The sequence below is a fragment of the Enterobacter sp. Crenshaw genome (assembly GCF_024734705.1).
Classification (GTDB): Bacteria; Pseudomonadota; Gammaproteobacteria; order Enterobacterales; family Enterobacteriaceae; genus Enterobacter; species Enterobacter asburiae_B.
On the sequence record NZ_CP102932.1, the window covers coordinates 3,187,213 to 3,212,511 of the forward strand.

Consider the following 25,299-nt stretch of genomic DNA (forward strand, 5'->3'; position numbering starts at 1 on the left):
TGAGGTAAACCTATACGCTTTATTCACGGGGATTGCCTGATATACTCCTTTGTCTTGCTAAATAAGGAGTAAAAGCGCCCATGAATGCCGAAAAATCCCCGGTGGTTCACAACGTTGACCACGAAGAGATTGCCAAATTTGAAGCGGTGGCGTCCCGCTGGTGGGATCTCGAAGGTGAGTTCAAACCGCTGCATCGCATTAACCCGCTGCGTCTGGGCTATATCGCGGAGCGTTCCGGCGGTCTGTTCGGTAAGAAAGTGCTCGACGTCGGCTGCGGCGGCGGCATCCTGGCTGAGAGCATGGCGCGCGAAGGGGCGAATGTTACGGGCCTGGATATGGGCTTTGAACCGCTCCAGGTGGCCCGCCTTCACGCGCTGGAGTCCGGCATACAGGTGGAATACGTGCAGGAAACCGTGGAAGAGCACGCGGCAAAACACGCCCATCAGTACGATGTGGTGACCTGCATGGAGATGCTGGAGCACGTTCCCGATCCGCAGTCGGTGGTGCACGCCTGTGCAAAACTGGTGAAACCGGGCGGCCAGGTCTTCTTCTCAACCATCAACCGTAACGGTAAAGCCTGGCTGATGGCCGTTGTCGGCGCGGAGTATGTGCTGCGCATGGTGCCGAAAGGGACGCACGACGTGAAGAAATTCATCAAGCCTGCGGAACTGTTAGGCTGGGTTGACCAGACGTGGCTCAAAGAGCAGCACATCACCGGCCTGCACTACAATCCGTTGACCGATAAATTCAAGCTCGCACCGGGCGTAGATGTTAACTATATGTTGCATACCACCGCCAAAAACGACTAACGTCATTCGTTATTCTTATAAAGATTGCGCGACATCATGTTGCGCAATTCTGACCTCCCGTTGAAGAAATCAGCACTCGATCAAATTTTGAATTTTTTTTCTTAATTATTGACATGTCTTCCAGGCCTTACGGTACGAGGACTTAGCCTTTTTTACCCTTTCACAACCTCAATTTAACGCCAAAATCAACCCTTGTGCTGAAAAGATTCGATACTAGAATACTCACCATATAGCGTTTTTCTTATCGCAAACCCCCTACATGTAGTATTTATCCACAGAGTTAGTCACAAGACGGATCTGTGGATAAACGGGGGATATTTTTTATTTCACGGACAGGTAAAACCCACATGAATCAGAGTCTGCTGGTGACAAAGCGCGACGGTACTACCGAGCGTATCAATCTGGACAAAATCCATCGAGTTCTCGACTGGGCAGCAGAAGGACTGAACAACGTATCTATCTCCCAGGTTGAACTGCGTTCCCACATTCAGTTCTACGACGGCATCAAAACGTCTGATATCCACGAAACAATCATTAAAGCAGCGGCAGACCTCATCTCCCGCGAAGCACCGGATTATCAGTACCTCGCTGCACGTCTGGCGATTTTCCACCTGCGTAAAAAAGCCTACGGCCAGTTTGAGCCGCCGAAGCTTTACGATCACGTAGTGAAAATGGTTGAGCTGGGCAAATACGACACGCATCTGCTGGAAGACTATACGGAAGAAGAGTTCGAGCAGATGAACGGGTTTATCGATCACTGGCGCGACATGAACTTCTCCTACGCGGCGGTGAAGCAGCTCGAAGGCAAATACCTGGTTCAGAACCGTGTAACCGGTGAGATCTACGAAAGCGCCCAGTTCCTCTATATTCTGGTGGCCGCCTGCCTGTTCTCTAACTACCCGCGTGACACCCGTCTGGAATATGTGAAGCGTTTCTACGATGCGGTATCCACGTTCAAGATTTCTCTGCCGACGCCAATCATGTCTGGCGTGCGTACCCCAACCCGTCAGTTCAGCTCCTGCGTACTGATCGAGTGTGGTGACAGCCTGGATTCCATCAACGCCACCTCCAGTGCGATCGTGAAATACGTCTCCCAGCGTGCCGGTATCGGCATCAACGCCGGTCGCATCCGTGCGCTGGGCAGCCCGATTCGCGGCGGTGAAGCGTTCCACACCGGCTGTATCCCGTTCTATAAACACTTCCAGACGGCAGTAAAATCCTGCTCTCAGGGCGGCGTGCGCGGCGGTGCTGCGACCCTGTTCTACCCGATGTGGCACCTGGAAGTGGAAAGCCTGCTGGTTCTGAAAAACAACCGCGGCGTGGAAGGCAACCGCGTGCGCCATATGGACTACGGCGTGCAGATCAACAAGCTGATGTACACCCGTCTGCTGAAAGGCGAAGACATCACCCTGTTCAGCCCGTCCGACGTTCCGGGCCTGTATGACGCGTTCTTTGCCGATCAGGACGAGTTCGAGCGTCTGTACACCAAATACGAAAAAGACGACAGCATCCGCAAGCAGCGCGTGAAGGCGGTAGACCTGTTCTCCCTGATGATGCAGGAACGTGCCTCTACCGGCCGTATCTACATCCAGAACGTGGACCACTGCAACACCCACAGCCCGTTTGATCCACTAGTTGCGCCAGTGCGCCAGTCTAACCTGTGCCTGGAGATCGCCCTGCCGACCAAACCGCTGGAAGACGTGAACGACGAAAACGGCGAAATCGCGCTGTGTACGCTTTCCGCGTTCAACCTGGGCGCAATTAAGAGCCTGGACGAGCTGGAAGAGCTGGCGGTGCTGGCGGTTCGCGCGCTCGACGCCCTGCTGGACTACCAGGATTACCCAATCCCGGCCGCTAAACGCGGTGCAATGGGCCGCCGTACCCTGGGTATCGGCGTGATCAACTTCGCCTACTGGCTGGCGAAAAACGGCAAGCGTTACTCCGACGGCAGCGCTAACAACCTGACGCACCAGACGTTCGAAGCGATTCAGTACTACCTGATGAAAGCCTCTAACGAGCTGGCGAAAGAGCAAGGCGCGTGCCCGTGGTTCAACGAAACCACCTACGCGAAAGGCATTCTGCCAATCGACACCTACAAGAAAGACCTGGATGCGATCGTCAGCGAACCGCTGCATCTCGACTGGGAAGGCCTGCGCGAGTCCATCAAGACCCATGGCCTGCGTAACTCCACGCTCTCTGCCCTGATGCCGTCTGAGACCTCTTCGCAGATCTCTAACGCCACCAACGGTATTGAACCGCCGCGCGGCCACGTCAGCATCAAAGCGTCGAAAGACGGCGTGCTGCGTCAGGTGGTACCGGATTACGAAACGCTGGGTAATAACTACGAGCTGCTGTGGGAAATGCCGAACAACGACGGCTACCTGCAGCTGGTGGGTATCATGCAGAAGTTTATCGACCAGTCGATCTCTGCCAATACCAACTATGACCCGACGCGCTTCCCGTCCGGCAAGGTACCGATGCAGCAGCTGCTGAAAGACCTGCTCACCGCCTACAAATTTGGCGTGAAAACGCTGTACTATCACAACACCCGTGACGGTGCGGAAGACGCGCAGGACGACATGGTACCGTCAATTCAGGACGATGGCTGCGAAAGCGGCGCATGTAAGATCTAATGAAGGGCGGGGATATCCCCGCCTTTATTTCGTAAGACAGGACACACTCATGGCATATACCACCTTTTCACAGACGAAAAACGACCAGCTCAAAGAGCCGATGTTCTTCGGCCAGCCGGTCAACGTGGCACGCTACGATCAGCAAAAATATGACATCTTCGAAAAGCTGATTGAAAAGCAACTCTCCTTCTTCTGGCGCCCGGAAGAAGTGGACGTCTCCCGCGACCGTATTGACTACCAGTCGCTGCCGGATCACGAAAAACATATCTTCATCAGCAACCTGAAGTACCAGACGCTGCTGGACTCCATTCAGGGTCGTAGCCCGAACGTGGCGCTGCTGCCGCTGATCTCCATTCCTGAGCTGGAAACCTGGGTGGAAACCTGGGCGTTTTCCGAGACGATCCACTCCCGCTCTTACACCCACATCATCCGCAACATCGTGAACGATCCGGCGGTGGTGTTTGACGATATCGTCACCAACGAGCAGATCCAGAAGCGCGCGGAAGGCATTGCCCATTACTACGACGAGCTGATCGAGATGACCAGCTATTGGCATTTGCTGGGCGAAGGTACGCACAACGTGAACGGTAAAACCATCACCGTTAACCTGCGCGCGCTGAAAAAACAGCTGTACCTGTGCCTGATGAGCGTCAACGCGCTGGAAGCGATCCGCTTCTACGTGAGCTTCGCCTGCTCCTTCGCCTTTGCAGAGCGCAAGCTGATGGAAGGCAACGCCAAAATCATTCGTCTGATCGCCCGCGATGAAGCCCTGCACCTGACCGGTACCCAGCACATGCTGAACCTGCTGCGCAGCGGGACGGACGATCCGGAGATGGCGGAAATTGCCGAAGAGTGCAAGCAGGAGTGCTACGACCTGTTCGTGCTGGCGGCTCAGCAGGAGAAAGAGTGGGCAGACTACCTGTTCCGCGACGGCTCCATGATTGGCCTGAACAAAGACATTCTGTGCCAGTACGTTGAGTACATCACCAACATCCGCATGCAGGCTGTCGGTCTTGACCTGCCGTTCCAGACGCGCTCTAACCCGATTCCGTGGATCAACACCTGGCTGGTGTCCGATAACGTGCAGGTTGCGCCGCAGGAAGTGGAAGTCAGCTCTTATCTGGTCGGTCAGATTGATTCTGAAGTCAACACCGACGACCTGAGCAACTTCCAGCTCTGATGTCACGCGTCACGCTACGTCTTTCCGGCACTGAGGTACTGTGTCGGGAGGAGCACCCTTCTCTGCTGGTGGCGCTTGAGGCGCATCAGGTAGAAGTAGAGTACCAGTGTCGTTCCGGCTACTGCGGCTCCTGCCGCTGCCGTCTGGTCGCCGGCCAGGTGGACTGGCTGACCGAGCCGCTGGCCTTTATCAACGAAGGGGAAATTTTGCCCTGCTGCTGCCGGGCAAAAGGTGATATAGAGATCGAAATGTGATGTTGTCCTTATCCCCTCTCCCGGTGGGAGAGGGTTAGGGTGAGGGTATCAGGCCGCAGAGCCTGATTGTCGGGTGGCGGCTTCGCCTTACCCGACCTGCCAAACCTACTTCCGGTGAATGAATTCGACCGCTTTATCCGGGAAATCCGTAAACAGTCCGTCCACGCCCGCCTGGTTATACAACACCTCATAAAGCTGATTCACGTCCGTGGCATACGGCGGCAGCTGGTCTGCACGCACGGTATACGGATGCACCTGCATCTTGCTGGCGTGCGCCTCTTTCACCATCGCCGTCAGCTTCACGTGGCCCGGCGTTGAGCCTTCCGCCACCAGCATGTGGTAATCCGGCCCGATTCCGTCGGCGTACTGCGCAATCTGCTTCATCGCGCCCGGCTTAAATATCCAGTCGTAGCTGTAGTTCACCCACCTGCCGTCCGGCTGCTTCTCCTGGGTTTCATTCCAGTCGGTATAGGCAATCAGCTGCACCAGATTGAGGTTCATCCCCATCTTCGGCTCCAGCTCGGTTTTGATGCGCTTCAGCTCGGCGGCGTCAAAACACTGCAGGTAAACTTTGTCCTTCTTGCTGGTGTAGCCGTACTGTTTCAGCACCTCCAGCGTCTTCGCGGCAATGTCTTTGCCTTCCTGATGGTGGAACCACGGCGCTTTGATCTCCGGGTAGATGCCGATATTTTTACCGGTTGAGTGGTTCAGCCCCTGAACAAACTCAATCTCTTCCTGGAAGGTATGGATCCGGAAGTCAGATTTGCCCATCGGGAAACGTCCCGGATAGACCTGCACCTTCTTGCCGTTTTCAATCTCGAAGCCCTCGGTAAACTTCAGGGAACGGATCTCCGCCAGGGTGAAATCAATGGCGTAGTAGCGGCCATCTTTGCGCGCGCGGTCCGGGTATCGATCCGCCACGTCCGTCACGCGGTCAAGATAGTGGTCATGCAGGACGACCAGCTGGTCGTCCTTCGTCATAACCAGATCCTGCTCCAGATAATCCGCGCCCTGGGCATAGGCCATCGCTTTCGCCGGGAGCGTATGCTCCGGCAGATAGCCGCTGGCGCCGCGGTGGGCGATAACGATTTTATCCGCCGCCAGCGCCGAGCCTGTCATCAGGCCCGCCAGCAGCAGGCCGGTTGTTACGTAAGATAATTTCATCGCAATGCTCCTTATTGACGACGCGCCAGCACTTCCGCGTGGTGACGTTTCTCACCGATCATGACCACAATGAGCAGCAGTACCGCCAGCACGCTGCCGCCGATCATCACCATAAAGCCACCGTCCCAGCCGAAGAAGTCAACGGTGTAGCCCACGATGGCGCTCGCCGCGACCGAACCGCCCAGGTAGCCGAACAGACCGGTAAAGCCTGCCGCCGTGCCTGCCGCTTTTTTCGGCGCCAGCTCCAGCGCGTGCAGACCGATCAGCATCACCGGACCGTAAATCAGGAAGCCGATGACGATCATGCAGGCCATGTCTACTGATGGGTTGCCCGGCGGGTTGAGCCAGTAAACGACGGTCGCGATGGTGACCAGGGTCATAAAGAACACGCCCGTCGCGCCGCGGTTGCCTTTAAACACCTTGTCCGACATCCAGCCGCAAAGCAGCGTGCCCGGGATCCCGGCATATTCATACAGGAAATAGGCCCAGGAGGACTTATCCAGCGCGAAGTGCTTCACCTCTTTCAGATAGGTCGGGGACCAGTCCAGAATGCCGTAGCGCAGCAGGTAAACGAACACGTTCGCCACCGCGATGTACCACAGCAGTTTGTTCGGCAGGACGTACTTCATGAAGATCTGTTTTGCGGTCAGCTCTTCTTCGTGCTCCTTGCTGTAATCATCCGGATAGTCGTTTTTGTACTCTTCAATCGGCGGCAGGCCGCAGGATTGCGGCGTATCGCGCATCAGCGCGAAGGCGATAATCGCCACGACGATTGCGCCAAAGGCAGGCATATAGAGCGCAGCGTGCCAGTCGTTGAACCAGGCCATCCCCAGCAGGAACAGCAGCGGCGGGATACCGCCACCGACGTTATGCGCGCAGTTCCACACCGACACGATGCCGCCGCGTTCCTTCTGCGACCACCAGTGCACCATGGTGCGTCCGCACGGCGGCCACCCCATTCCCTGGAACCAGCCGCAGAGGAACAGCAGCACGAACATGACGGCGATGCTGGAGGTTGCCCACGGCACAAAGCCCATGAACAGCATGACCGCGGCCGCCAGGATCAGACCGGCGGGCAGGAACACGCGCGGATTCGAGCGATCCGATACCGACCCCATGATGAATTTGGAAAAACCGTAGGCGATTGAGATCCCCGACAGCGCGAACCCCAGATCGCCGCGGGAGAAGCCCTGCTCCACCAGATACGGCATCGCGAGCGCGAAGTTTTTACGTACAAGGTAGTACGCCGCGTACCCGAAGAAGATCCCCAGGAAAATTTGCCAGCGCAGACGGCGGTATAGCGGATCAATTTCTGCCTCTGGCAGACGCGCCCTGTGCGGCGCAGGTTTGAAGATACTGAGCATAACAGCCTCCGTGGCCTTGAATTGAATGGGAAGGTGGCTCGCACCTGAATTCCAGAGGCGGGGATGTTAAGAAATCACGGTGATTGTTACTGTGAATCAACGCACAGATTGTTACAGAAATATGACAGAATGCGCAAAAAAGCGCATGGAATCACGTTCCACTTTCGAATTTCGCGCGTTTATGTTCGAAATCAAACAAACCACACTATTGATATGGCTAAATGATAAAAAAACGAACATAGAGGGTAAACAATGACCATTCACGATCCTCGCTACAGCGATGTGATAATCATTGGCGGTGGCGCAACCGGTGCCGGGATAGCACGCGACTGCGCCCTTCGCGGCTTAAGCGTTACGCTGCTGGAGCGCCACGACATCGCAACGGGCGCAACCGGGCGTAACCATGGCCTGCTGCACAGCGGCGCGCGGTATGCGGTTACTGACGGTGAATCCGCACGCGAATGTATTGCTGAAAACCAGATCCTCAAGCGTATCGCCCGCCACTGCATTGAGCCGACCGACGGCCTCTTTATTACTCTTCCCGAAGATGACCTCGCCTTTCAGGACACCTTTATTACCGCCTGCACTGCGGCGGGCATTCAGGCTGAGGCCATGGACCCGGCGCTGGCGCGGCGGCTGGAACCGTCGGTTAACCCGGCGCTTATCGGCGCGGTGAAAGTGCCTGACGGCACCGTTGACCCCTTCCGCCTGACCGCCGCCAATATGCTGGACGCCCGCGAGCATGGCGCGAACATTCTGACCGGGCACGAAGTGACCGGGCTTATCCGGGAAGGTCATCGCATCTGCGGCGTGCGGATCCTTGATACGCAGTACAACGAACACAGCGAGCTGTATGCCGCCGTGGTGGTTAACGCGGCGGGGATCTGGGGGCAGCGCATCGCGGAATACGCGGACCTGTCGGTGCGCATGTTCCCGGCGAAAGGCTCGCTGCTGATCCTCGACCACCGCATCAATAACCACGTGATCAACCGCTGCCGCAAACCGTCCGACGCCGATATCCTCGTCCCGGGCGACACCATTTCGTTAATCGGTACCACCTCAACCCACGTCGACTACAGCGAGATTGACTACAACCGCGTGACCGCCGAAGAGGTCGACGTCCTGCTGCGCGAAGGGGAAAAACTGGCCCCGGTGATGGCGCAGACGCGTATTCTGCGCGCCTACGCGGGCGTGCGTCCGCTGGTTGCCAGCGACAACGATCCGAGCGGACGTAACGTCAGCCGGGGCATCGTGCTGCTCGATCACGCCGAACGCGACGGCATGGACGGGTTTATCACCATCACCGGCGGCAAGCTGATGACCTACCGCCTGATGGCCGAGTGGGCGACCGATGCCGTCTGCCGCAAGCTGGGCAATACCGAACGGTGCGTGACGGCAGAGCAGCCACTGCCCGGCTCGCGTCAGTCCACCGAAAAAACGCTGCAAAAAATTATCTCCCTGCCCGCGCCGCTGCGCGGATCCGCTATCTACCGCCACGGCGACAGAACGCCGCAGTGGCTCGGTGAAGGACGCCTGAGCCGCAGCCTGGTATGCGAGTGCGAAGCCGTCACCGCCGGTGAGGTGCAGTATGCGGTGGAGAGCCTGACGGTCACAAGCCTGCTCGATCTTCGTCGCCGCACCCGCGTGGGAATGGGTACCTGTCAGGGCGAGCTGTGCGCCTGTCGTGCCGCCGGGCTGCTGCAGCGTTTTCATACCACCACCGCCACCCAGTCGCTCGATCAGCTCAGCGCGTTTTTAAACGAGCGCTGGAAAGGCATTCAGCCTGTCGCCTGGGGCGATGCCCTGCGCGAAAGCGAATTTACCCGCTGGGTCTACCAGGGGCTTTGCGGTCTTGAGAAGGAGCAACGCGATGAAATTTGATACCGTAATCGTCGGTGGCGGGCTGGCAGGCCTGCTCTGCGGCATCAAGCTCACGAAGCAGGGGCTGCGCTGCGCCATTATCACCCGGGGCCAGAGCGCCCTGCACTTCTCGTCGGGCTCGCTGGATCTGGTGGACGAAGCGTACCGCGATAAGCTGCCGCCGGAGCACCCGTATCACCTGATTGGCGCCCAGCATATTGACCGCTTTGCGCTGGAAACCGAAGCGCTGCTGGCAGACTGCGGCGCGCGTCTGAAGGGAAGCGCCCGGCTCAATCACCAGCGCGTCACGCCGCTCGGCACCCTGCGCTCTGCCTGGCTCAGCCCGGAAGAAGTGCCCGTTGCTCCCTTCAACGCCGCGCGCGTGCGGGTCGTGGGCATTAGCGGCTTTCTGGATTTTCAGCCCCATCTCGCGGCGGCGTCACTTTGTCGCCAGGGCGTCAATGCCGAAACGGCAGAGATAGAGCTGCCTGAGCTTGATGTCCTGCGCGACAACCCGAGCGAATTTCGCGCGGTGAATATCGCCCGTTTTCTGGATAACGAGGACAAATGGCCGCTGCTGTATGACGCACTCAGACCGCTCAGCGACAGCTGTGACGCCCTGCTGATGCCCGCCTGCTTTGGTTTACGCGACAACCGGCTCTGGCGCTGGCTCTCGGATCGTCTGCCCTGCTCGCTTGGCCTGCTGCCAACTCTGCCCCCTTCCGTCCCAGGCATTCGCCTGCATACCCAACTCCAGCGCCAGTTTGTCGCGCTGGGCGGCGTGTGGATGGCGGGTGATGAGGTGAAAAAAATCACCCTGACCGACGGCGCGGTGAGCAAAATCTGGACGCGCAACCACGACGATATTCCGCTTCGCGCGCGCTTTACGGTGCTGGCAAGCGGCAGCTTCTTCAGCAACGGGCTGCTGAGCAGCCGGGAGGGTATCCGGGAAGCCATTATGGGGCTCGATGTTCGCCAGCGTGCCTCCCGCGCGGACTGGTATCAAAGTGATTTCTTCTCGCCGCAGCCCTGGCAGCAGTTCGGCGTAATTGTCGATAACCAGCTGCATCCGCAACTTTCCGGTAAGCCCGTCAGTAATCTTTTTGCCATCGGCTCGCTGCTGGGCGGGTACGATCCGATTGCCCAGGGATGCGGTGGCGGGGTCTGCGCCGTCACGGCGCTGTATGTGGCAGAGCAGATTAGCCAGCGCACGGAGGCTGAACGATGAACGACACCCGTTTTGAAAGCTGCATTAAATGCACGGTGTGTACCACCGTCTGCCCGGTGAGCGGCGTAAACCCACGCTATCCCGGGCCAAAGCAGGCCGGACCGGACGGCGAGCGTCTGCGCCTGAAGGACGGCAAGCTGTACGACGAGGCGCTGAAATACTGCATTAACTGCAAACGCTGCGAAGTCGCCTGCCCGTCGGATGTTAAAATCGGCGATATCATCCAGCGCGCCCGGGCGCGCTATAGCACGCAAAAGCCGACGCTGCGTGACGCTATTCTGAGCCATACCGATCTGATGGGCAGCGTCTCGACGCCGTTTGCCCCGCTGGTGAATGCCGCGACCTCCCTCAAACCGGTGCGTCAGCTGCTGGATGCCACGCTGAAGATAGACCATCACCGCAGCCTGCCGAAATATTCTCACGGCACCTTCCGCCGCTGGTACAAATCCGTCGCGGCGGAGCAGGCGCAGTACGCCGACCAGGTGGCTTTTTTCCACGGCTGCTATGTGAATTACAACCACCCGCAGCTGGGTAAAGATCTGCTGAAGGTGCTGAACGCCATGGGAACGGGCGTTCAGCTACTGAACAAAGAGAAGTGCTGCGGCGTACCGCTGATCGCCAACGGGTTTACCGATAAAGCGCGCAGGCAGGCTCAAGGCAATGTCACCTCCCTGCGTGAAGCGATTGTTGATAAAGGTATTCCGGTGCTGGCGACCTCGTCCACCTGCACCTTCACCCTGCGCGACGAGTACCCGCATCTGCTGGACGTGGATAATACCGGCCTGCGCGAGCACATCGAGCTGGCGACACGCTTCCTGTGGCGCAAGCTCGATAGCGGGCAGACGTTGCCGCTGGGGAAATTGCCCCTGAAAGTGGTGTATCACACGCCGTGTCATATGGAGAAAATGGGCTGGTCGCTCTATACGCTTGAGCTGCTGCGGTTAATTCCAGGCCTGGAGCTGACGGTGCTGGATTCGCGCTGCTGCGGGATTGCGGGAACCTACGGCTTTAAGCGTGAAAACTACGAAACGTCGCAGGCGATTGGCGCCCCGCTGTTCCGTCAGATTGAAGAGAGCGGCGCGGATATCGTGGTAACGGACTGCGAAACCTGCAAGTGGCAGATTGAGATGTCCACCAGCAAGCGCTGCGAACATCCAATCACCCTGCTGGCGAAGGCGCTGGGCTAAACAGTGCCGGGGCGAAAGGCCCCGGCACAGGTTTTACTCGATGAACAGCGACTCGACAACGTTAATCCAGCCGTGCTCGCTGGCAACCTCTTTGCCATTCAGCCAACGGCGCAGCATGTTCAACGCCATCATGGCGCAAACCTCCTGACGCACCGCCAGGCTGTGGCGGGTGATGCTCATTTTTACCCGCAGGGCCCAGGTGCCTTCCGGCGTCGCCAGAGCGAAGTTAAGGTGTTCCTCGTCCAGCCCCCCGACAAACAGCGCCAGACCGGCAAAATGCTTCACCCTTCTCTCGGAAGCCCAGCGGGCGGTCTGCGCCAGGGTCTCCTGCTGGAACGGCACCACTTCGCTGGCCAGCAGCGGCGCGTTGACGCGCGACAGCTGCAGCGCCAGCAGGCCTCCGGTGAACTGCTCGCTTAAGGTCACGCTCAGCTGACGCGACTGCAGATGCGTCGCAATCTGCGCGGGTAGCCCTTCCGTCCCTTCAAAGATCAGGCTTTCGCCCGCCACGCGCTGCACCTCGGGCCACAGGGCCAGCATCGCCTCTTTCTGTTCGGCCGGACCTGTCAGCTTGAGCTCAATGATCGGCATGGAGGAGCGGTAGCCCATGGAGACGCCCGGCGGCAGCGGGAGAGGGTCAAGGCTCTGGGCCAGATCGCTTTCCGAGCGGCCAAAGGTGGTCAGACGCAGGCACAGCGGCGGTTCAGGCAGGGTAAAACGATCGCGAAGGCGCGGCAGGATCTGCTGCTCGACCATCACTTTAAATTCTGAGGGCACGCCCGGCGTGAAGAACATCAGGCAGCGGTTCAGCTGCATGGCAAACCCGCACGCGGTACCCACCGGGTTATCGACCAGCTCGGCGCTGGCGGGAATTTCAGCCTGTTTGCGGTTGCTGGGGGCCATGACGCGGCCACGTTCGGAGAAAAAGCGCTCCATCTGCGAAAGCCACGCCTCATGCAGCACCAGCCCTTCACCTTTTGCGGTCGCGGCGGCCAGCGCGCTGAGATCGTCACCGGTGGGGCCGAGTCCGCCGTTCACAATCAGCACGTCGCAGTGTTCGCTGCGCTCGCGCAGAATAGCGACCAGCGACTCAAGATTGTCGCCCACCGTATTGCGGCGCGTTAACGGTAATCCTTGCTCAAAGAAAAGATCGGCAAGCCAGGCAGCATTGGTATCAATAATTTGTCCATGCAGCACTTCGTCGCCGGTGGATAACATCTCCACGTTAATCATTATGTTCTCCCGCTTATTTGGTCAAAACACTATAGCGCAAACGCGGGGTGGAGAAGAGAGAAACTGGCGCGACAGAACGCCGCGCCGGAGTGATTAGAAGCCTGCGCTGACGCCCACGTACGGGCCGTCGGCCAGCGCGTTGTCGCGGTTGCCGTCTTTGCCGGCCAGGTTCAGATAGCGATAGCCCGCTTCGATGGTAATCGGACGCATGATGGTCCAGCGCGCGCCGGCGTTGGCCTCTTCATAGCTTTCGATACCGCTTGAGAGGGAGTCCGGCGAATAGTAGTACTCACCAAACAGGCCGAAGCTGTCGCCAATTTTCCACTGCAGGCCGCCGCCCACTGCCGCCGCGTACCCTTCGTCACCGTCATTTGGGTTGGTATAGATACCTTTACCGCCGACGGTGGCCAGGAACGGGCCAAGAGGAACGTTCAGACCCAGGCCGAGGCTCGCCGCGTCGCCGTCGTCATCGTTATGCGTCCAGCCGCCGGTCATCGCCAGACCGGATGTCTCGGTACCCATGCCAAAGCCCAGGTGGGTATAATCCTGACCCGCCGAGCCGTTAATGCTGATGGCGTTAGCCGCCGCAGATACAACCATCAGGCCGAAGCCCACTAATGCCACTTTTTTCATTGTCGTGATCCCACACAATTATTATAAAGAAGTCCCAAAACCGCGAGATTTTAACCGGAGTCTTCCGGGGATCAAGCACTCTGCGTGCGGCAGGTCAGTAGATTGTAATTATTTGAAACGGCTATTATCCCTTCAGCGAGGCGTTCACCCACTGCTGCAACGCGCGGCGCGAGACTTTAATGCCGCCATTTTTGAGTTCGGTCGGCAACAGCAGCCAGCGGACGGGTTGCTCAAAACGCGCTACCTTATCCCTGACCCAGTCAGGTAAACAGGTGATATCCGTTCCCGGCTCGCACTCCACCACCGCCACCGGACGTTGTCCAAACTCGGCGTCGTCCAGCGGGACGATAAACACCTGGTTAATCTGCGGATGGCGGGCGATAACGCGCTCAAGGCTTTCCGGCTGGATCCCTTCTCCGCCGCTAAAAAAGAGGTTGTCCATGCGGCCCAGGATCGTCAGGCGACCGTCATGCCATTCCCCGCGATCGCGGGTGGCAAACCATCCCTGCGCGTTGGTCAGCGGAACCAATTCGCCGTCCCGCCAGTAGCCTGAGGCCATACTCTCTGCCCGGATCCAGACCTCACCGTTAACCACCTGCACCTCTCTGCCCGGCAGCGCATAGCCTACGTCCGGCTCGCCGTCCGCCGCTTTCGCGCAGACGGTAGAGGCAAACTCGGTCAGGCCGTAGCCGCAGAAGGTGTGAATACCCTGCTCGCGCGCCTGCTGCGTCAATTCCACAGGAATGGCGGCCCCGCCCAGCAGCACCGCTTTCAGTGCAACAGGCTGGTGGGTATTAAGCAGACGCCAGAGCTGGGTCGGCACCAGCGAGGCGTGCGTACAGCCGCGCAGCGCCTGCGCCAGCGGCTGTTTCTCGCGCACGGTTAACCGCGCGCCGGCCTGCAGCCAGCGCCATAAAATCCCCTGGCCGGAAACGTGAAACAGCGGCAGCGAAAGCAGCCAGTCGTCGTCTTCGCCGTAGGGCATCAGCGCCAGCACACCGCGCGCGCTGGCGAGATGGGCGTCGCAGGTATGCACCGCTGCTTTCGGCAGCCCGGTAGAGCCGGAGGTCAGCGTCATGGACGCCAGCCGCGCCGGCTGCCACGCAACGCGATATTCCCCGGCGCGCTCGCGCATGCTCAGGGCAGGAAGACCGTCACAGGTACCGTCCAGCGCCAGCGCAAAGCGCAGCGTCATCTGCGGGAGCAACACGTCCAGCAGCGGGCGAGGCAGCTGCGGATTGACGGGAAGAATGCGCGCCCCGCACTGGAGCAACGCCAGCCACGCCAGAAGGGTTTGCGGATGATTATGGGCCAGCAGCAGCACGCCGTCGCCCTCCTCCACGCCCTGCAGGTGAAACTCTGCCGCAAGACGGTCGACGCGGGCGCACAGCTGTTGCCAGCTGAGCACCTCGTCGTTCAGCCTGAGGGCCGGTTTATCAGCAAACTGCGCGCGCCAGTGCCGCCACGGCCAGTCGGTAAAACTCATAACAACGGCTCCAGCGCCGCGACGTTGAGGCACGGCAGCGCGCTGTCCGGCCACCTGCGGATAAGCTGAGCCTGCATCAGGTTCAGCGTGTCGAGGCCAGGGATCGTATCCGGCGTTAGCCAGGCGGCAATGCGCGCCAGCTGGGTCAGCCCAAGGCTGGACTCAATCGACGAGCTGATGACCGCCGTCAGCCCTGAGGCATGCGCTGCCGCGACCTGCTCTCGCACCTTCGCCAGGCTGCCGGTCAGCGTTGGTTTAATCACCACCGCGCTGACGCCGGGCTCGGCGACAAATTCAAAATCGTCCTCGCGCAGGCTTTCATCCCAGGCGATGGCAATCCCCGTTTCGCGGGCAAACGCGCGCGAATCGTCGCGGGTTTTGCACGGCTCTTCGAGGAAGGCAATGCGGCTGCGGTACGCCGGGTTGACGTACTTTGCAAACTGCTGCGCCTTGAGCGGCGTCCAGGCGCGGTTAGCGTCAAGACGCAGATGAACGTCGGGGATCGCCTCCAGCAGCAGGTTAGCGACCATGCCGTCGCGCACCGCCTCGTAGAGACCGACTTTAATTTTCGCCACCTTCTCGCCCGGCATGGCGGAGAGCAGCGCGAACAGCTCGTCAGGGTCGCCCGTACAGAGCGGTGCCGCACGGTAGTTAGCCTCTTCAGGCAGGCTGCCGTCCAGCTCCGCCAGGGCGCAGCTGATGCCAAAAGCCGCGGAAGGCACGTCCGGCAGCGCCGGATCCGCGCCCTCACGCCACGCGTCTGCCCACGCCAGCAATACAGACTGCGCGTCATCCAGCGACTCCAGGCTAAAGCCCGGCAGCGGCGAAATCTCGCCCCAGCCTTCCCGCTCGTCCTGCTGCAGATGCACGAAGAAGCCGTCACGGGTTTTTAACCGCCGTTCACGCAGCACCACGCCCGCGTCCATCGGTATCTGCCAGCGGTAAACCTGCGCGCGACGCATTACGGGTTCCGTTTGTATTTGCTGAAGTCCGGCTGGCGTTTTTCGTTAAACGCGTTGCGCCCTTCCTGACCCTCTTCGGTCATGTAGAACAGCATGGTGGCGTTGCCCGCCAGCTCCTGCAGACCCGCCTGACCGTCGCAGTCGGCGTTGAGAGCGGCCTTCAGGCAGCGCAGCGCCATCGGGCTGTTTTGCAGCATTTCACGGCACCAGCGAACGGTCTCTTTTTCGAGATCGGCAATCGGTACCACGGTATTGACCAGGCCCATATCCAGCGCTTCCTGGGCGTTGTACTGACGGCACAGGAACCAGATTTCGCGGGCTTTTTTCTGCCCGACGATGCGTGCCATGTACGAGGCGCCCCAGCCGCCGTCGAAGGATCCCACTTTCGGACCGGTCTGGCCGAAGATGGCATTTTCTGCGGCGATGGTCAGATCGCACATCATGTGCAGCACGTGACCGCCACCGATGGAGTAGCCCGCTACCATCGCCACTACCGGTTTCGGACAGGTGCGGATCTGACGCTGGAAATCGAGGACGTTCAGGTGGTGGGTACCCGCATCGTCCTGGTATCCGCCGTAGTCGCCGCGCACTTTCTGATCGCCGCCGGAGCAGAACGCTTTATCGCCTTCGCCGGTCAGGACAATCACGCCGATGTTATCGTCGTAGCGCGCATCCGCCAGAGCCTGAATCATCTCTTTCACGGTCAGCGGACGGAAGGCGTTACGCACCTGCGGGCGGTTGATGGTGATTTTGGCAATGCCGTCGGTGGATTTGTGGTAGCGAATGTCGGTGTAGCCTTCGGAGCAGTCCTGCCATTCAACCGGGGCGTAAAGCATGTTTTCATCAGGGTAGATCATAGAGAGTCCTTTATTCGATAACGCAGTATCTGAGCCAGACTCGCGATAACCGCATCGGGGTTTTCCCGGTGGGCGTTGTGTCCGGCGTCTGGAATGGCATGGCGAACGGCGTTCACTTCCGCGGCAAGGGCCGCGAACTTCTCATCCCGTTCGCCATAGAGATAGTCAAAAGAGAAATCGCGTGCGCTAAGCGCGGCACGCAAATCAGGCTGCACGGCCAGCGAGGTCGTCTCAAGCATCATCGCCAGCGTCGCGCCGTTGTTCTGGCTGCGCAGGGTAATAAGCGCATCGCGCTGGGCGTCCGTGAGGGAGGCAAACACGGGCTGTTGGTACCAGTCAGCGAACACCTTCTCCAGCGGTTCGGTGCGAAAACGCGTTGCCCAGCGGCGGTCGGACGCCAGCCGCGCATTTCGCGCATCGGCATCCTGCAGGCCCGGATGTCCACCTTCAACAATCACCCCGAGCAGCCCCTTCGGCTGCTGGCAGGCATGAAACATCGCAATGCGGCCGCCGAGGGAGTACCCGATGAGCCAGAATTTAAGTATGTTGTAACTAAGAAGGGTTCGGGTGAGCAACGTGCTCATCTCGTCAAACCCCATCACGCCCAGATTCCGGGATCCGCCGTGCCCCGGCAGATCCAGATACAGCCGGGGATAATCGCTGAGCCCTTCACCGACCCTCTGCCACTCGCGGCGGTCGCCCGAAAAACCGTGCAAAAAGACCAGCCAGGGATAGCCCGGTTTGCCAGCCTGCTGCATGCCAGAGAGGATCACAGCTGGCTCACCTGCGCCAGCAGGCTTTGCAGGGCCTGCGCACCATCAGCCTCGTTCACCACCAGCTCAATCAGCGTCGCGCCCGGCTGTTTCCAGGCGCTGCTTAACGCCGCGTCCAGCTGTTCCCAGCTTTCCGGGCGATGGTATTTCAGGCTAAACATCGCCGCGGCGTGTTCGAACTGCACGTTCTGCGGCATCAGATAGAAGCGCTCGCGCTCGCTCTGCGGCGTTGGCAACAGGGAGAAAATCTGCCCGCCGTTGTTGTTGACCACAATCAGCACAAACGGGGCAGACGCCTGACGCAGCAGCGCCAGCGCGTTAAGATCGTAGAGCGCGGAGAGATCGCCCACGATCGCCAGCGTCGATTTCGCGCTGGCGCGCTGCACGCCCGCCGCCGTAGAGATCAGCCCGTCGATGCCGCTGGCACCGCGGTTGCTGTACACCGGGTAGCCCGCAGGCAGCTTCGAGAAAGCGTCAATCAGCCGCACGACGAGGCTGTTGCCGACAAACAGCTGCCCCTGTTCAGGCAGGTACTGGCGAATGCGGTGCGCCAGCCCGGCTTCGCTAAACGCTTCGCAGTGCGCATTGGTCAGTTCCCACGCCTGGCGCGAAAGGTCCGGTATAGCCACCGCCCAGGGCTTGCGTTTCTCAGCCGGATGAAGCGTCAGCCAGGCGTCGATACTGCTGACCAGACGACGGCCGCGGTGGTGCGCCGGGTCAAGCCGCCCTTCCAGCGAATCCACCAGCCAGTACTCTTCCGGCGTGCAGGTGGCCTGCCACTGCAGTAACCGTTTGCCGGTCAAACTCGATCCAAGCTGGACCACAATCTGCGCCTGCGCCAGTTCGGTGACCGCTTTCGCATTACCCAGCCAGAGGTCGGCGCACGGCAGCGGCTGACCGGTCTGGGAAAGCACGTCGCCAATCAGCGGCCAGCCGAGGGTTTGCGCCCATTCGGCGACCAGCTTGCCTTCGGCGGCGCTCATGCGCCCGGCAATCACCACGCCGCGCTTCTGCCGCCAGAAGAACCAGTCGCGCTGTTTCGCGCTCTCAAGATGCGTCTGCTCGCGCAGCCACGGTTTTTCACTCTGCCACCAGTCGCCGAGGGACTGCTGCCAGTCAAGACCGGTGTCGTCCAGCTCGCCGTAGAGCGGCTCGGCAAACGGGCAGTTGATATGCAGCGCCCCGCTGCGCAACGTCTCCATGGCGTGATCGACGGTGGAGACCAGCCAGCTTGCCGGAATATCCTGGGTGGGACGCGGTAACGAAATCGTCTGCGAAGGATGCGAAGAAAAGAGCCCCGGCTGGCGAATGGCCTGATTGGCGCCGCAGTCGATAAGCTCAGGGGGACGATCGGCCGTCAGTAAGATCAGTCTTTCACCCGTTAACCCGGCTTCTATCAGGGCCGGATAGAGGTTCGCCACGGCGGTACCGGAGGTGACGATCACCGCCACAGGTTCTTTGCTGACTTTCGCCAGACCCAGCGCCAGATGGCCGAGGCCGCGTTCATCAAAGTGGGTGTGGTGAATCAACGCCCGGTTTTCTGCGGCCGCTAGCGTCAGCGGCGTTGAGCGAGAACCCGGTGCAATACACACGTGCCTGACGCCGTGGCGCGTCAGGGCTTCAAGGATCACCGCCGCCCAGCGTCGGTTAAAAGAACTTACTGACATGAGATTGTCCGGTATCAAGAATGCGACACAGTATAAATAATAGAAAAAATTGGAATTTTGATATGAATCGGGATTGCGCGAATCTGTATTAATCCCTTAGGAGCAGAGAGCGCAATCCGGCGGCTTTATTTTCAATCTCCTGCCACTCCTGCTCCGGGTCAGACCCGCTGACAATACCGGCACCGGCGTAGAGCCGCAGGGAGTCCTCCTGAACGCGCGCGGAGCGCAGTGCCACGCAGAACTCACTCTGTTCGGGGGATAAGTACCCGGCCGAACCGGCATACCACTCGCGGTTAAAGGGTTCAACCTTCTGGATAAACTCACGCGCGGGCTGTCGGGGTAATCCGGCAACGGCCGCGGTCGGCTGCAACATGAGCAGACACTGCTCGTCGTCGGCCTGTTTGAGCTCGGTCCAGATACAGCGGCGCAAATGCTGCACCTTACGCAGGCGTACCACCTGGGGGGGCAGTACCTCAAGCGTCTGCGTAGAGTGCTGAAGACGCTGGCAGATATCTTCCACCACCAGCATATTTTCGCGCTGGTTTTTATCATCGTTCAGCAGCCACTCGCCGAGACGCTGCGCCTGGCTATCATCGGTATGGCTGGCGACGGTGCCAGCGAGCGCTTCCGTGCGCAGCAGCTTGCCGCGCCGCCGCCAGAGACGCTCGGGCGTAGAGCCGAGAAACGCGTTGCTGGCGTCGAATACCATGCAGAAATGATAGCAATGTAAATTCAGGGCGCGGCTGGCGGCCATCAGCGCGACAGGGTTAACACGCTGCGTGAACTGCAGATCGGTTGCCCTGGCGAGCACCACTTTTTCAAACTCACCGCGCGCGATGGTCTCCGTCGCCCTGCGGATAAGTTTCAGCCATTCGGCCTGCTGCGGCTGATGGGTTTCGTGCTCAACCTGCACGGAGAGCGGACGGATAGATTTGGCAGGACGAAGCCGCTGTAAAAAATCCTGCGCGACGCGGGCATCCTCCACAAGCGAGCGGTCGCTCCAGAGCTGCAGGCGCAGCGTGGCGTTGCCGGCGGTACGTCGCCAGAGCAGTCGCGGTAAAAAGAGGCTCCCCTGTTCGGGGTTAAAGGCGTTCAGGCCGCAGACGCGAGTATCTTGCGCCGCATTTTGCTCGCGCAAAAACTGCGAGGCTAATGCCAGAGAGGAAAATTGGTTGACCGCCCCCAGCGCGGCCAGCTCTTCATCGCCGTTACGCTGCTGCCAGTAAAACTGCGGATAACACTGCTGCTCGCCCAGCCAGGCGAGGGGATCGAAGGCGTCGTTTAACGGGAAAGAGACGTCGAAATGACGTATGCCGGGTGCTGCGGGTAACGCTTGCGATAGCTGGGTACGCAGTTGCTCCAGCGCGAGGAAAATCGAATTCACGCGAACCTCTCCCTGTTAAAACCTCGTATTATACGGGGTACTGACCATAAATAGCAGTACCCACGTATAGGGAGTGGTTAAGCGGCTTAACGACGGGCTAACAGCAGCCCCAGCACCAGGCCCACGGCAGCACCCACCCCAATACCCTGCCACGGTTTTTCATGCACGTAGTCATCGGCACGATACACCGCTTTTTTGGCACGGTAGTAGTAAGTATCTGACGCATGGCTGACGCGGTTTTTCACTTCATGCAGCGCCTGCTCGGCACGGGCTTTTAGCTCAATATATTTCTGATCGGCAGGGTCGCCCGAGGAACGTAGCACCTCTTCCAGCGTTTCGCTCAGCAAGGCCAGGTCGTCGTCGATACGGGTATCCCAGGATTGAAATGACATATTTTTCTCCATGTTAGTACACCAGTCCGCTAACTATAGCCAACGAGATGCCATTACGCCTGTTTCACTTCTCGCGCCATGCCGACGTGCGGAATGCCATCTTCATCGTATACCTCCGTCACTGGCGCAAAGCCAAAATGGCCGTAAAAGGATTGAAGATGCGCCTGCGCGCCGAGGTATAACGCCTTGTCCGGCCACTGTTTCCGGCACGCCTCCAGCGTTTTTTCCATCAGCTGATAGCCCAGTTTTTCCCCTCGCGCTTTGCCGCTAATGATGACGCGGCCAATGACGACGGGCTCAAAATCGTCTTCGCTTTTCAGAATCCTCGCATACGCCACCAGCTCGTTATCCCGCCAGCCGAGGATATGGCGGTTCTCACCGACAAGGTCATCACCATCGATGTCCTGATACGGGCAGGTCTGTTCCACAACAAACACTTCACAGCGCAGCTTCAGCAGGGCGTAAAGTGAATGAACGGTGAGGTCGCTATGATGTAAATCTTGCCACTGGATCATGTCAGTCTCCTTCCTGGGGTTCATCACGTTATACTAAACCCCTCCCCGTTCGGCAAAGGGCTGATTGCGTTATGGAACTGATTTTTCTGGGTACGTCCGCTGGCGTGCCAACCCGCTCACGAAACGTGACGGCGATCCTGCTGGATCTTAAGCATCCCACCCGCGGCGGGCTGTGGCTGTTTGACTGCGGTGAAGGGACGCAGCATCAGCTGTTACACACCGCTTACCACCCCGGCAAGCTGGATAAAATTTTTATCACCCATCTGCATGGCGACCACCTGTTTGGCCTTCCCGGCCTGCTGTGCAGCCGCTCGATGGCCGGTAACGCCAACCCGCTGACGATTTACGGGCCAGCGGGTATTCGTGAATTTGTCGAAACTACGCTGCGCCTGAGCGGGTCATGGACAGATTATCCGCTGGAGGTCGTTGAGATTGCCGAAGGCCTGGTATTCGACGACGGGGATTATCGGGTTACCGCTCAACCGCTCAATCATCCTGTCGAGTGCTATGGCTACCGCATTGAGGCGCATGACAAACCCGGCGCGCTGGATGCCGCCGCGCTGATGGCCGACGGCGTAAAACCCGGGCCGCTGTTCCAGCGTCTGAAGCACGGAGAGACCGTCACGCTGGAGGACGGACGCGTCATCAACGGCCAGGATTATCTCGCCGCACCGCAGCCGGGCAAAAAACTGGCGATTTTTGGCGATACGGCCCCGTGCCCGGCGGCGCTCACGCTGGCTCAGGGCGTGGACGTCATGGTGCATGAAGCGACGCTTGAAACGGCGATGGAAGAGAAAGCCAACAGCCGGGGCCATAGCTCCACGCGTCAGGCGGCACAGCTTGCCCGTGACGCGGGCGTAGGGCGGCTCATCGTCACCCATGTCAGCTCGCGCTACGACGCGCGGGGATGCGCAAGCCTGCTGGCAGAGTGCCGCGCGCTGTTCCCGGAATGTGAGCTGGCCGAAGATTTCGCTCAGGTTAGCGTTTAGTCCTTCATTTTTCCCTCAGGATGCCGATAACGATTAAAAGGTCAGCATTTCTCTCGAGGGTAGAATGGATAATTTCCAGAAAGATATTGATGACAGGGCGAATCTGACCCTGTCGAACCGTTTTGAACTGTTGCTGTTCCGTCTTGGCACCTCTCTGAACGAAAATAAATCCGAGCTGTTTGGCATTAACGTCTTTAAGCTGCGTGAAATTGTGCCGATGCCGGAGTTCACGAAACCCGCCGGGATGAAGTCACCGCTGATGGGAATGGTGAATATTCGCGATCAGGTGATCCCGGTGATTGACCTGGCCGCCGTCGCGGGCTGTAAGCCCACCACCGGGCTGAACATCCTGCTGATCACCGAATATGCGCGCAGCGTGCAGGCGTTTGCCGTGGAATCGGTTGAGAACATCATGCGTCTGGACTGGAAGCAGGTGCATGCGGCGGAAACCGCCGTCAGCGGTCGCTACATCACCAGCATTGCGTGTCTTGACGAGAAGACCGATACCAACGATCTGGCGATGGTGCTGGACGTTGAGCAGATCCTGTATGACATCACCCCGGCCAATCACGATCTGCACGCCACGAACCTGAAGACCACCAAATTCCATATCAAGCCGGGCGCTGTCGCCATCGTCGCGGAAGACTCCAAGGTGGCGCGCTCGATGCTGGAGAAAGGTCTGCAGGCAATGGAGATCCCGGCACAGCTGCATATCACCGGCAAAGACGCGTGGGAAAAAATCGGCGTGCTGGCGGCGCAGGCCCAGGCTGAAGGGGTTCCCATCACCGATAAGATCGCTCTGGTGCTGACCGACCTCGAAATGCCGGAGATGGACGGTTTTACGCTGACGCGCAAAATCAAAACCGACCCGATATTGAAGGACATTCCGGTCGTGATCCACTCTTCCCTTTCCGGCAACGCCAACGAAGACCATATTCGCAAGGTGAAGGCGGACGGGTACGTCGCGAAGTTTGAGCTGAACGAGCTGTCGTCGGTGATTGAGGAAGTGCTGGACCGCTCGATGAAGAAGATTGACGGGCCGTTGATTAGCCGGAAGCAGCTGGCTTAGTCGGGTGGCGCTACGCTTACCCGACCTACAAAACCCGTAGGCCCTGCAAGCGTAGCGCCGCTGGGCAAACCATAAAAAAACCCGCCGAGGCGGGTTTTTTCGTTACGTGCGGGCTGGTGCCCTCACCCCGTCCCTCTCCCACCGGGAGAGGGCGCAAACATTAAAAAAGGCAACTTTCGTTGCCTTTTTGCTTTCACCTTACATCAGCGGCATCGCGCGCTGCACGATATCAATCAGCGGCTGCGGATAGATACCGAAGATCAGCACCAGCAGTGCGGAGATAAGCACGACGATACCACCGGCGCTGTACTGCCAGTTGGTTGGGGCATCACGATTGAGCTGCTGAGGCGCGCTCAGGTACAGACTCACGGCAACACGCAGGTAGTAGTAGAGACCAATCGCGGAGCCGATAACCACGCCCGCGGTCAGCCACCACAGGTGCGCCTGCACACCGACGGCCAGCACGTAGAACTTACCGATAAAGCCAAGCGTCATCGGGATACCTGCCAGAGAGAGCATCATCACGGTCATTACCGCGGACAGGATCGGACGGTGCCAGAACAGACCTCGGTAGGAGAACAGTGAATCGGCATCCGGGCCACGGTACGGGCTGGACATCAGGCTCACCACGCCGAAGGCGCCGAGACTGCTGAACAGGTAACCGGCCAGATACACGCCCACGGCTTCCATCGACATCTCGCCGCTCTGCAGCGCAATCAGCGCCACCATCAGGTAGCCCAGATGAGAGATAGACGAGTAGCCCAGCAGACGCTTGATGTTGGTCTGGCTCAGCGCCATCAGGTTACCGAAGATGATGGAGACGAACGCGATAATGCCCAGCACCACGCGAACCGCTTCGCTGTCACCAACCGGCGCGTACAGGAACAGACGCATGACCACACCGAAGATAGCGATCTTGCTCGCCGTCGCCAGGAAGGTCGACACCGGAGCCGGGGCACCCTGGTATACGTCTGGCGTCCACAGGTGGAACGGCACCAGAGAGAGTTTGAAGCCGAGGCCAACGATCATCATGCCCAGACCCGCCAGCAGCAGCGGCTCATGCAGCATGCCGTCACCGAGGCTCTTGCCGAGCGCCATGAAAGAGAGGTTACCGGACTGTGCGTACAGCAGCGCAATACCAAACAGCAGGAACGAGGACGCAGCAGCAGACAGAATGGTGTACTTGATGCTTGCTTCCAGGGAACGCTTCTGACGGAAGGCGTAACCAATCAGGCCGAACAGCGGCAGAGAGATCAGCTCAATACCGAGGAACAGCGCGGCCAGGTGATTCGCATTCGCCAGCAGAATGCCGCCCAGCGCGGCAATCAGAACCAGCAGGTAAAACTCTTCTTTGTTGTCGTTGTAGCCTTCGAGCCACGGGTACGCAAAGGTACAGGTTGCCAGGCTCGCCAGCAGCACCAGACCGGTATACAGCATGGCGTAACCGTCAACGCGCATCAGCGGGGTGACGTCCATCGCCCCGCCCTGGCCAACAAACCAGAGAGAGACTAAAGCGGCGTTCAGGCCGATGACCGACAGCGTGGCATTCAGGAAGTGATTGCGTCGCCACGCAATGGAGAGCATCACAACCACCACCGTCAATCCGACGATCAGCAGCGGTAGCAGCGCGATCAGTTGTTGTGGAGTTATTGTCATGGCG

22 protein-coding genes are annotated in these 25,299 nt (G+C 59.2%); 9 read left to right on the top strand and 13 right to left on the bottom strand.

Going from position 1 to position 25,299, the window contains the following annotated elements:
• The first annotated feature begins 80 nt into the window (after window positions 1-80).
• The 4 genes from ubiG (at window position 81) to yfaE (ending at window position 4,876) form a co-directional block, all read left to right on the top strand.
• Window positions 81-809: a bifunctional 2-polyprenyl-6-hydroxyphenol methylase/3-demethylubiquinol 3-O-methyltransferase UbiG gene (gene ubiG, locus NWV12_RS15165; protein ID WP_048980024.1), complete on the top strand. Its 729-nt coding sequence runs from the start codon at window positions 81-83 to the stop codon at window positions 807-809.
• Between the two features lie 347 nt (window positions 810-1,156).
• Entirely contained in the window at window positions 1,157-3,442 is a 2,286-nt protein-coding gene (gene nrdA, locus NWV12_RS15170; protein WP_048980026.1) for a class 1a ribonucleoside-diphosphate reductase subunit alpha, read from the top strand.
• A gap of 49 nt (window positions 3,443-3,491) precedes the next feature.
• Window positions 3,492-4,622, top strand: coding sequence for a class Ia ribonucleoside-diphosphate reductase subunit beta (gene nrdB, locus NWV12_RS15175; protein WP_023312514.1), 1,131 nt, complete (start codon window positions 3,492-3,494; stop codon window positions 4,620-4,622).
• Window positions 4,622-4,876 carry a class I ribonucleotide reductase maintenance protein YfaE gene (gene yfaE, locus NWV12_RS15180; protein ID WP_023294104.1) on the top strand — a complete coding sequence of 85 codons (255 nt, stop codon included), beginning with the start codon at window positions 4,622-4,624 and terminating at the stop codon, window positions 4,874-4,876. The genes nrdB and yfaE overlap by 1 nt, the downstream gene beginning before the upstream one ends.
• 105 nt (window positions 4,877-4,981) lie before the next feature.
• Here yfaE and glpQ read toward each other — a convergent pair whose 3' ends face one another.
• Both glpQ and glpT read right to left on the bottom strand, forming a co-directional pair.
• The gene (glpQ, locus tag NWV12_RS15185) at window positions 4,982-6,040 is read right to left on the bottom strand and encodes a glycerophosphodiester phosphodiesterase (RefSeq protein ID WP_048980027.1); all 1,059 of its coding nucleotides are present in this window, start codon (window positions 6,038-6,040) and stop codon (window positions 4,982-4,984) included.
• 11 nt (window positions 6,041-6,051) lie between these two features.
• Entirely contained in the window at window positions 6,052-7,404 is a 1,353-nt protein-coding gene (glpT, locus tag NWV12_RS15190) for a glycerol-3-phosphate transporter (protein ID WP_045888627.1), read from the bottom strand.
• A 252-nt stretch (window positions 7,405-7,656) separates the two neighbouring features.
• Here glpT and glpA point away from each other — a divergent pair, with 252 nt between their 5' ends.
• From glpA to glpC, 3 genes are read left to right on the top strand one after another with little or no spacing between them, the layout of a single operon-like run.
• A complete protein-coding gene (gene glpA, locus NWV12_RS15195; protein WP_048980028.1) occupies window positions 7,657-9,285 on the top strand; it encodes an anaerobic glycerol-3-phosphate dehydrogenase subunit A in 1,629 nt (542 codons plus the stop codon).
• Window positions 9,275-10,492 (top strand): glycerol-3-phosphate dehydrogenase subunit GlpB, encoded by a 1,218-nt coding sequence (gene glpB, locus NWV12_RS15200; RefSeq protein WP_048980029.1) that lies wholly within the window; start codon window positions 9,275-9,277, stop codon window positions 10,490-10,492. Before glpA ends, glpB begins: the two co-directional genes overlap by 11 nt.
• Window positions 10,489-11,679 carry an anaerobic glycerol-3-phosphate dehydrogenase subunit GlpC gene (gene glpC / locus NWV12_RS15205; protein WP_048980031.1) on the top strand — a complete coding sequence of 397 codons (1,191 nt, stop codon included), beginning with the start codon at window positions 10,489-10,491 and terminating at the stop codon, window positions 11,677-11,679. Before glpB ends, glpC begins: the two co-directional genes overlap by 4 nt.
• 33 nt (window positions 11,680-11,712) lie before the next feature.
• Here glpC and NWV12_RS15210 read toward each other — a convergent pair whose 3' ends face one another.
• The 10 genes from NWV12_RS15210 to NWV12_RS15255 all read right to left on the bottom strand — a co-directional run bounded on the left by NWV12_RS15210 (window position 11,713) and on the right by NWV12_RS15255 (window position 21,581).
• The gene (locus NWV12_RS15210) at window positions 11,713-12,912 is read right to left on the bottom strand and encodes a nicotinamide mononucleotide deamidase-related protein YfaY (RefSeq protein ID WP_045354280.1); all 1,200 of its coding nucleotides are present in this window, start codon (window positions 12,910-12,912) and stop codon (window positions 11,713-11,715) included.
• Window positions 12,913-13,005: 93 nt separating this feature from the next.
• Window positions 13,006-13,545: a YfaZ family outer membrane protein gene (locus NWV12_RS15215; protein ID WP_029740927.1), complete on the bottom strand. Its 540-nt coding sequence runs from the start codon at window positions 13,543-13,545 to the stop codon at window positions 13,006-13,008.
• Between the two features lie 124 nt (window positions 13,546-13,669).
• On the bottom strand, window positions 13,670-15,031 hold the full coding sequence (gene menE, locus NWV12_RS15220) for an o-succinylbenzoate--CoA ligase (protein WP_048980032.1): 1,362 nt from the start codon (window positions 15,029-15,031) through the stop codon (window positions 13,670-13,672).
• Entirely contained in the window at window positions 15,028-15,993 is a 966-nt protein-coding gene (gene menC, locus NWV12_RS15225; protein ID WP_048980033.1) for an o-succinylbenzoate synthase, read from the bottom strand. Before menC ends, menE begins: the two co-directional genes overlap by 4 nt.
• Window positions 15,993-16,850 carry a 1,4-dihydroxy-2-naphthoyl-CoA synthase gene (menB, locus tag NWV12_RS15230; protein ID WP_023312524.1) on the bottom strand — a complete coding sequence of 286 codons (858 nt, stop codon included), beginning with the start codon at window positions 16,848-16,850 and terminating at the stop codon, window positions 15,993-15,995. Before menB ends, menC begins: the two co-directional genes overlap by 1 nt.
• Window positions 16,847-17,623 (bottom strand): 2-succinyl-6-hydroxy-2,4-cyclohexadiene-1-carboxylate synthase, encoded by a 777-nt coding sequence (gene menH, locus NWV12_RS15235; RefSeq protein WP_048980035.1) that lies wholly within the window; start codon window positions 17,621-17,623, stop codon window positions 16,847-16,849. Before menH ends, menB begins: the two co-directional genes overlap by 4 nt.
• On the bottom strand, window positions 17,620-19,290 hold the full coding sequence (gene menD, locus NWV12_RS15240; protein ID WP_048980036.1) for a 2-succinyl-5-enolpyruvyl-6-hydroxy-3-cyclohexene-1-carboxylic-acid synthase: 1,671 nt from the start codon (window positions 19,288-19,290) through the stop codon (window positions 17,620-17,622). Before menD ends, menH begins: the two co-directional genes overlap by 4 nt.
• Window positions 19,291-19,378: 88 nt before the next feature.
• A complete protein-coding gene (gene menF, locus NWV12_RS15245; protein WP_048980037.1) occupies window positions 19,379-20,674 on the bottom strand; it encodes an isochorismate synthase MenF in 1,296 nt (431 codons plus the stop codon).
• An 86-nt stretch (window positions 20,675-20,760) separates the two neighbouring features.
• Window positions 20,761-21,066: a stress response protein ElaB gene (elaB, locus tag NWV12_RS15250; protein ID WP_008500219.1), complete on the bottom strand. Its 306-nt coding sequence runs from the start codon at window positions 21,064-21,066 to the stop codon at window positions 20,761-20,763.
• A gap of 53 nt (window positions 21,067-21,119) precedes the next feature.
• The gene (locus NWV12_RS15255) at window positions 21,120-21,581 is read right to left on the bottom strand and encodes a GNAT family N-acetyltransferase (protein WP_033146075.1); all 462 of its coding nucleotides are present in this window, start codon (window positions 21,579-21,581) and stop codon (window positions 21,120-21,122) included.
• A gap of 71 nt (window positions 21,582-21,652) precedes the next feature.
• On the opposite strand from NWV12_RS15255, the gene rbn reads away from it, so the two are divergent.
• Together rbn and NWV12_RS15265 are read left to right on the top strand one after the other, a co-directional pair.
• A complete protein-coding gene (gene rbn / locus NWV12_RS15260) occupies window positions 21,653-22,570 on the top strand; it encodes a ribonuclease BN (RefSeq protein WP_048980038.1) in 918 nt (305 codons plus the stop codon).
• Window positions 22,571-22,634: 64 nt separating this feature from the next.
• The gene (locus NWV12_RS15265) at window positions 22,635-23,639 is read left to right on the top strand and encodes a chemotaxis protein (RefSeq protein ID WP_033146077.1); all 1,005 of its coding nucleotides are present in this window, start codon (window positions 22,635-22,637) and stop codon (window positions 23,637-23,639) included.
• Window positions 23,640-23,837: 198 nt separating this feature from the next.
• Here NWV12_RS15265 and nuoN read toward each other — a convergent pair whose 3' ends face one another.
• The gene (nuoN, locus tag NWV12_RS15270) at window positions 23,838-25,295 is read right to left on the bottom strand and encodes an NADH-quinone oxidoreductase subunit NuoN (protein ID WP_029740937.1); all 1,458 of its coding nucleotides are present in this window, start codon (window positions 25,293-25,295) and stop codon (window positions 23,838-23,840) included.
• Between the last annotated feature and the right edge of the window lie 4 nt (window positions 25,296-25,299).

Bases quoted from the DNA above. Each gene is read 5' to 3' on its own strand.
- glpT (WP_045888627.1), bottom strand. From the start codon at position 7,404: ATGCTCAGTATCTTCAAACCTGCGCCGCACAGGGCGCGTCTGCCAGAG.
- nrdA (WP_048980026.1), top strand. From the start codon at position 1,157: ATGAATCAGAGTCTGCTGGTGACAAAGCGCGACGGTACTACCGAGCGT.
- ubiG (WP_048980024.1), top strand. From the start codon at position 81: ATGAATGCCGAAAAATCCCCGGTGGTTCACAACGTTGACCACGAAGAG.
- menE (WP_048980032.1), bottom strand. From the start codon at position 15,031: ATGAGTTTTACCGACTGGCCGTGGCGGCACTGGCGCGCGCAGTTTGCT.
- NWV12_RS15215 (WP_029740927.1), bottom strand. From the start codon at position 13,545: ATGAAAAAAGTGGCATTAGTGGGCTTCGGCCTGATGGTTGTATCTGCG.
- NWV12_RS15255 (WP_033146075.1), bottom strand. From the start codon at position 21,581: ATGATCCAGTGGCAAGATTTACATCATAGCGACCTCACCGTTCATTCA.
- glpB (WP_048980029.1), top strand. From the start codon at position 9,275: ATGAAATTTGATACCGTAATCGTCGGTGGCGGGCTGGCAGGCCTGCTC.
- glpC (WP_048980031.1), top strand. From the start codon at position 10,489: ATGAACGACACCCGTTTTGAAAGCTGCATTAAATGCACGGTGTGTACC.
- elaB (WP_008500219.1), bottom strand. From the start codon at position 21,066: ATGTCATTTCAATCCTGGGATACCCGTATCGACGACGACCTGGCCTTG.
- yfaE (WP_023294104.1), top strand. From the start codon at position 4,622: ATGTCACGCGTCACGCTACGTCTTTCCGGCACTGAGGTACTGTGTCGG.
- NWV12_RS15265 (WP_033146077.1), top strand. From the start codon at position 22,635: ATGGATAATTTCCAGAAAGATATTGATGACAGGGCGAATCTGACCCTG.
- glpQ (WP_048980027.1), bottom strand. From the start codon at position 6,040: ATGAAATTATCTTACGTAACAACCGGCCTGCTGCTGGCGGGCCTGATG.
- nrdB (WP_023312514.1), top strand. From the start codon at position 3,492: ATGGCATATACCACCTTTTCACAGACGAAAAACGACCAGCTCAAAGAG.
- NWV12_RS15210 (WP_045354280.1), bottom strand. From the start codon at position 12,912: ATGATTAACGTGGAGATGTTATCCACCGGCGACGAAGTGCTGCATGGA.
- menD (WP_048980036.1), bottom strand. From the start codon at position 19,290: ATGTCAGTAAGTTCTTTTAACCGACGCTGGGCGGCGGTGATCCTTGAA.
- glpA (WP_048980028.1), top strand. From the start codon at position 7,657: ATGACCATTCACGATCCTCGCTACAGCGATGTGATAATCATTGGCGGT.
- menC (WP_048980033.1), bottom strand. From the start codon at position 15,993: ATGCGTCGCGCGCAGGTTTACCGCTGGCAGATACCGATGGACGCGGGC.
- menB (WP_023312524.1), bottom strand. From the start codon at position 16,850: ATGATCTACCCTGATGAAAACATGCTTTACGCCCCGGTTGAATGGCAG.
- rbn (WP_048980038.1), top strand. From the start codon at position 21,653: ATGGAACTGATTTTTCTGGGTACGTCCGCTGGCGTGCCAACCCGCTCA.
- nuoN (WP_029740937.1), bottom strand. From the start codon at position 25,295: ATGACAATAACTCCACAACAACTGATCGCGCTGCTACCGCTGCTGATC.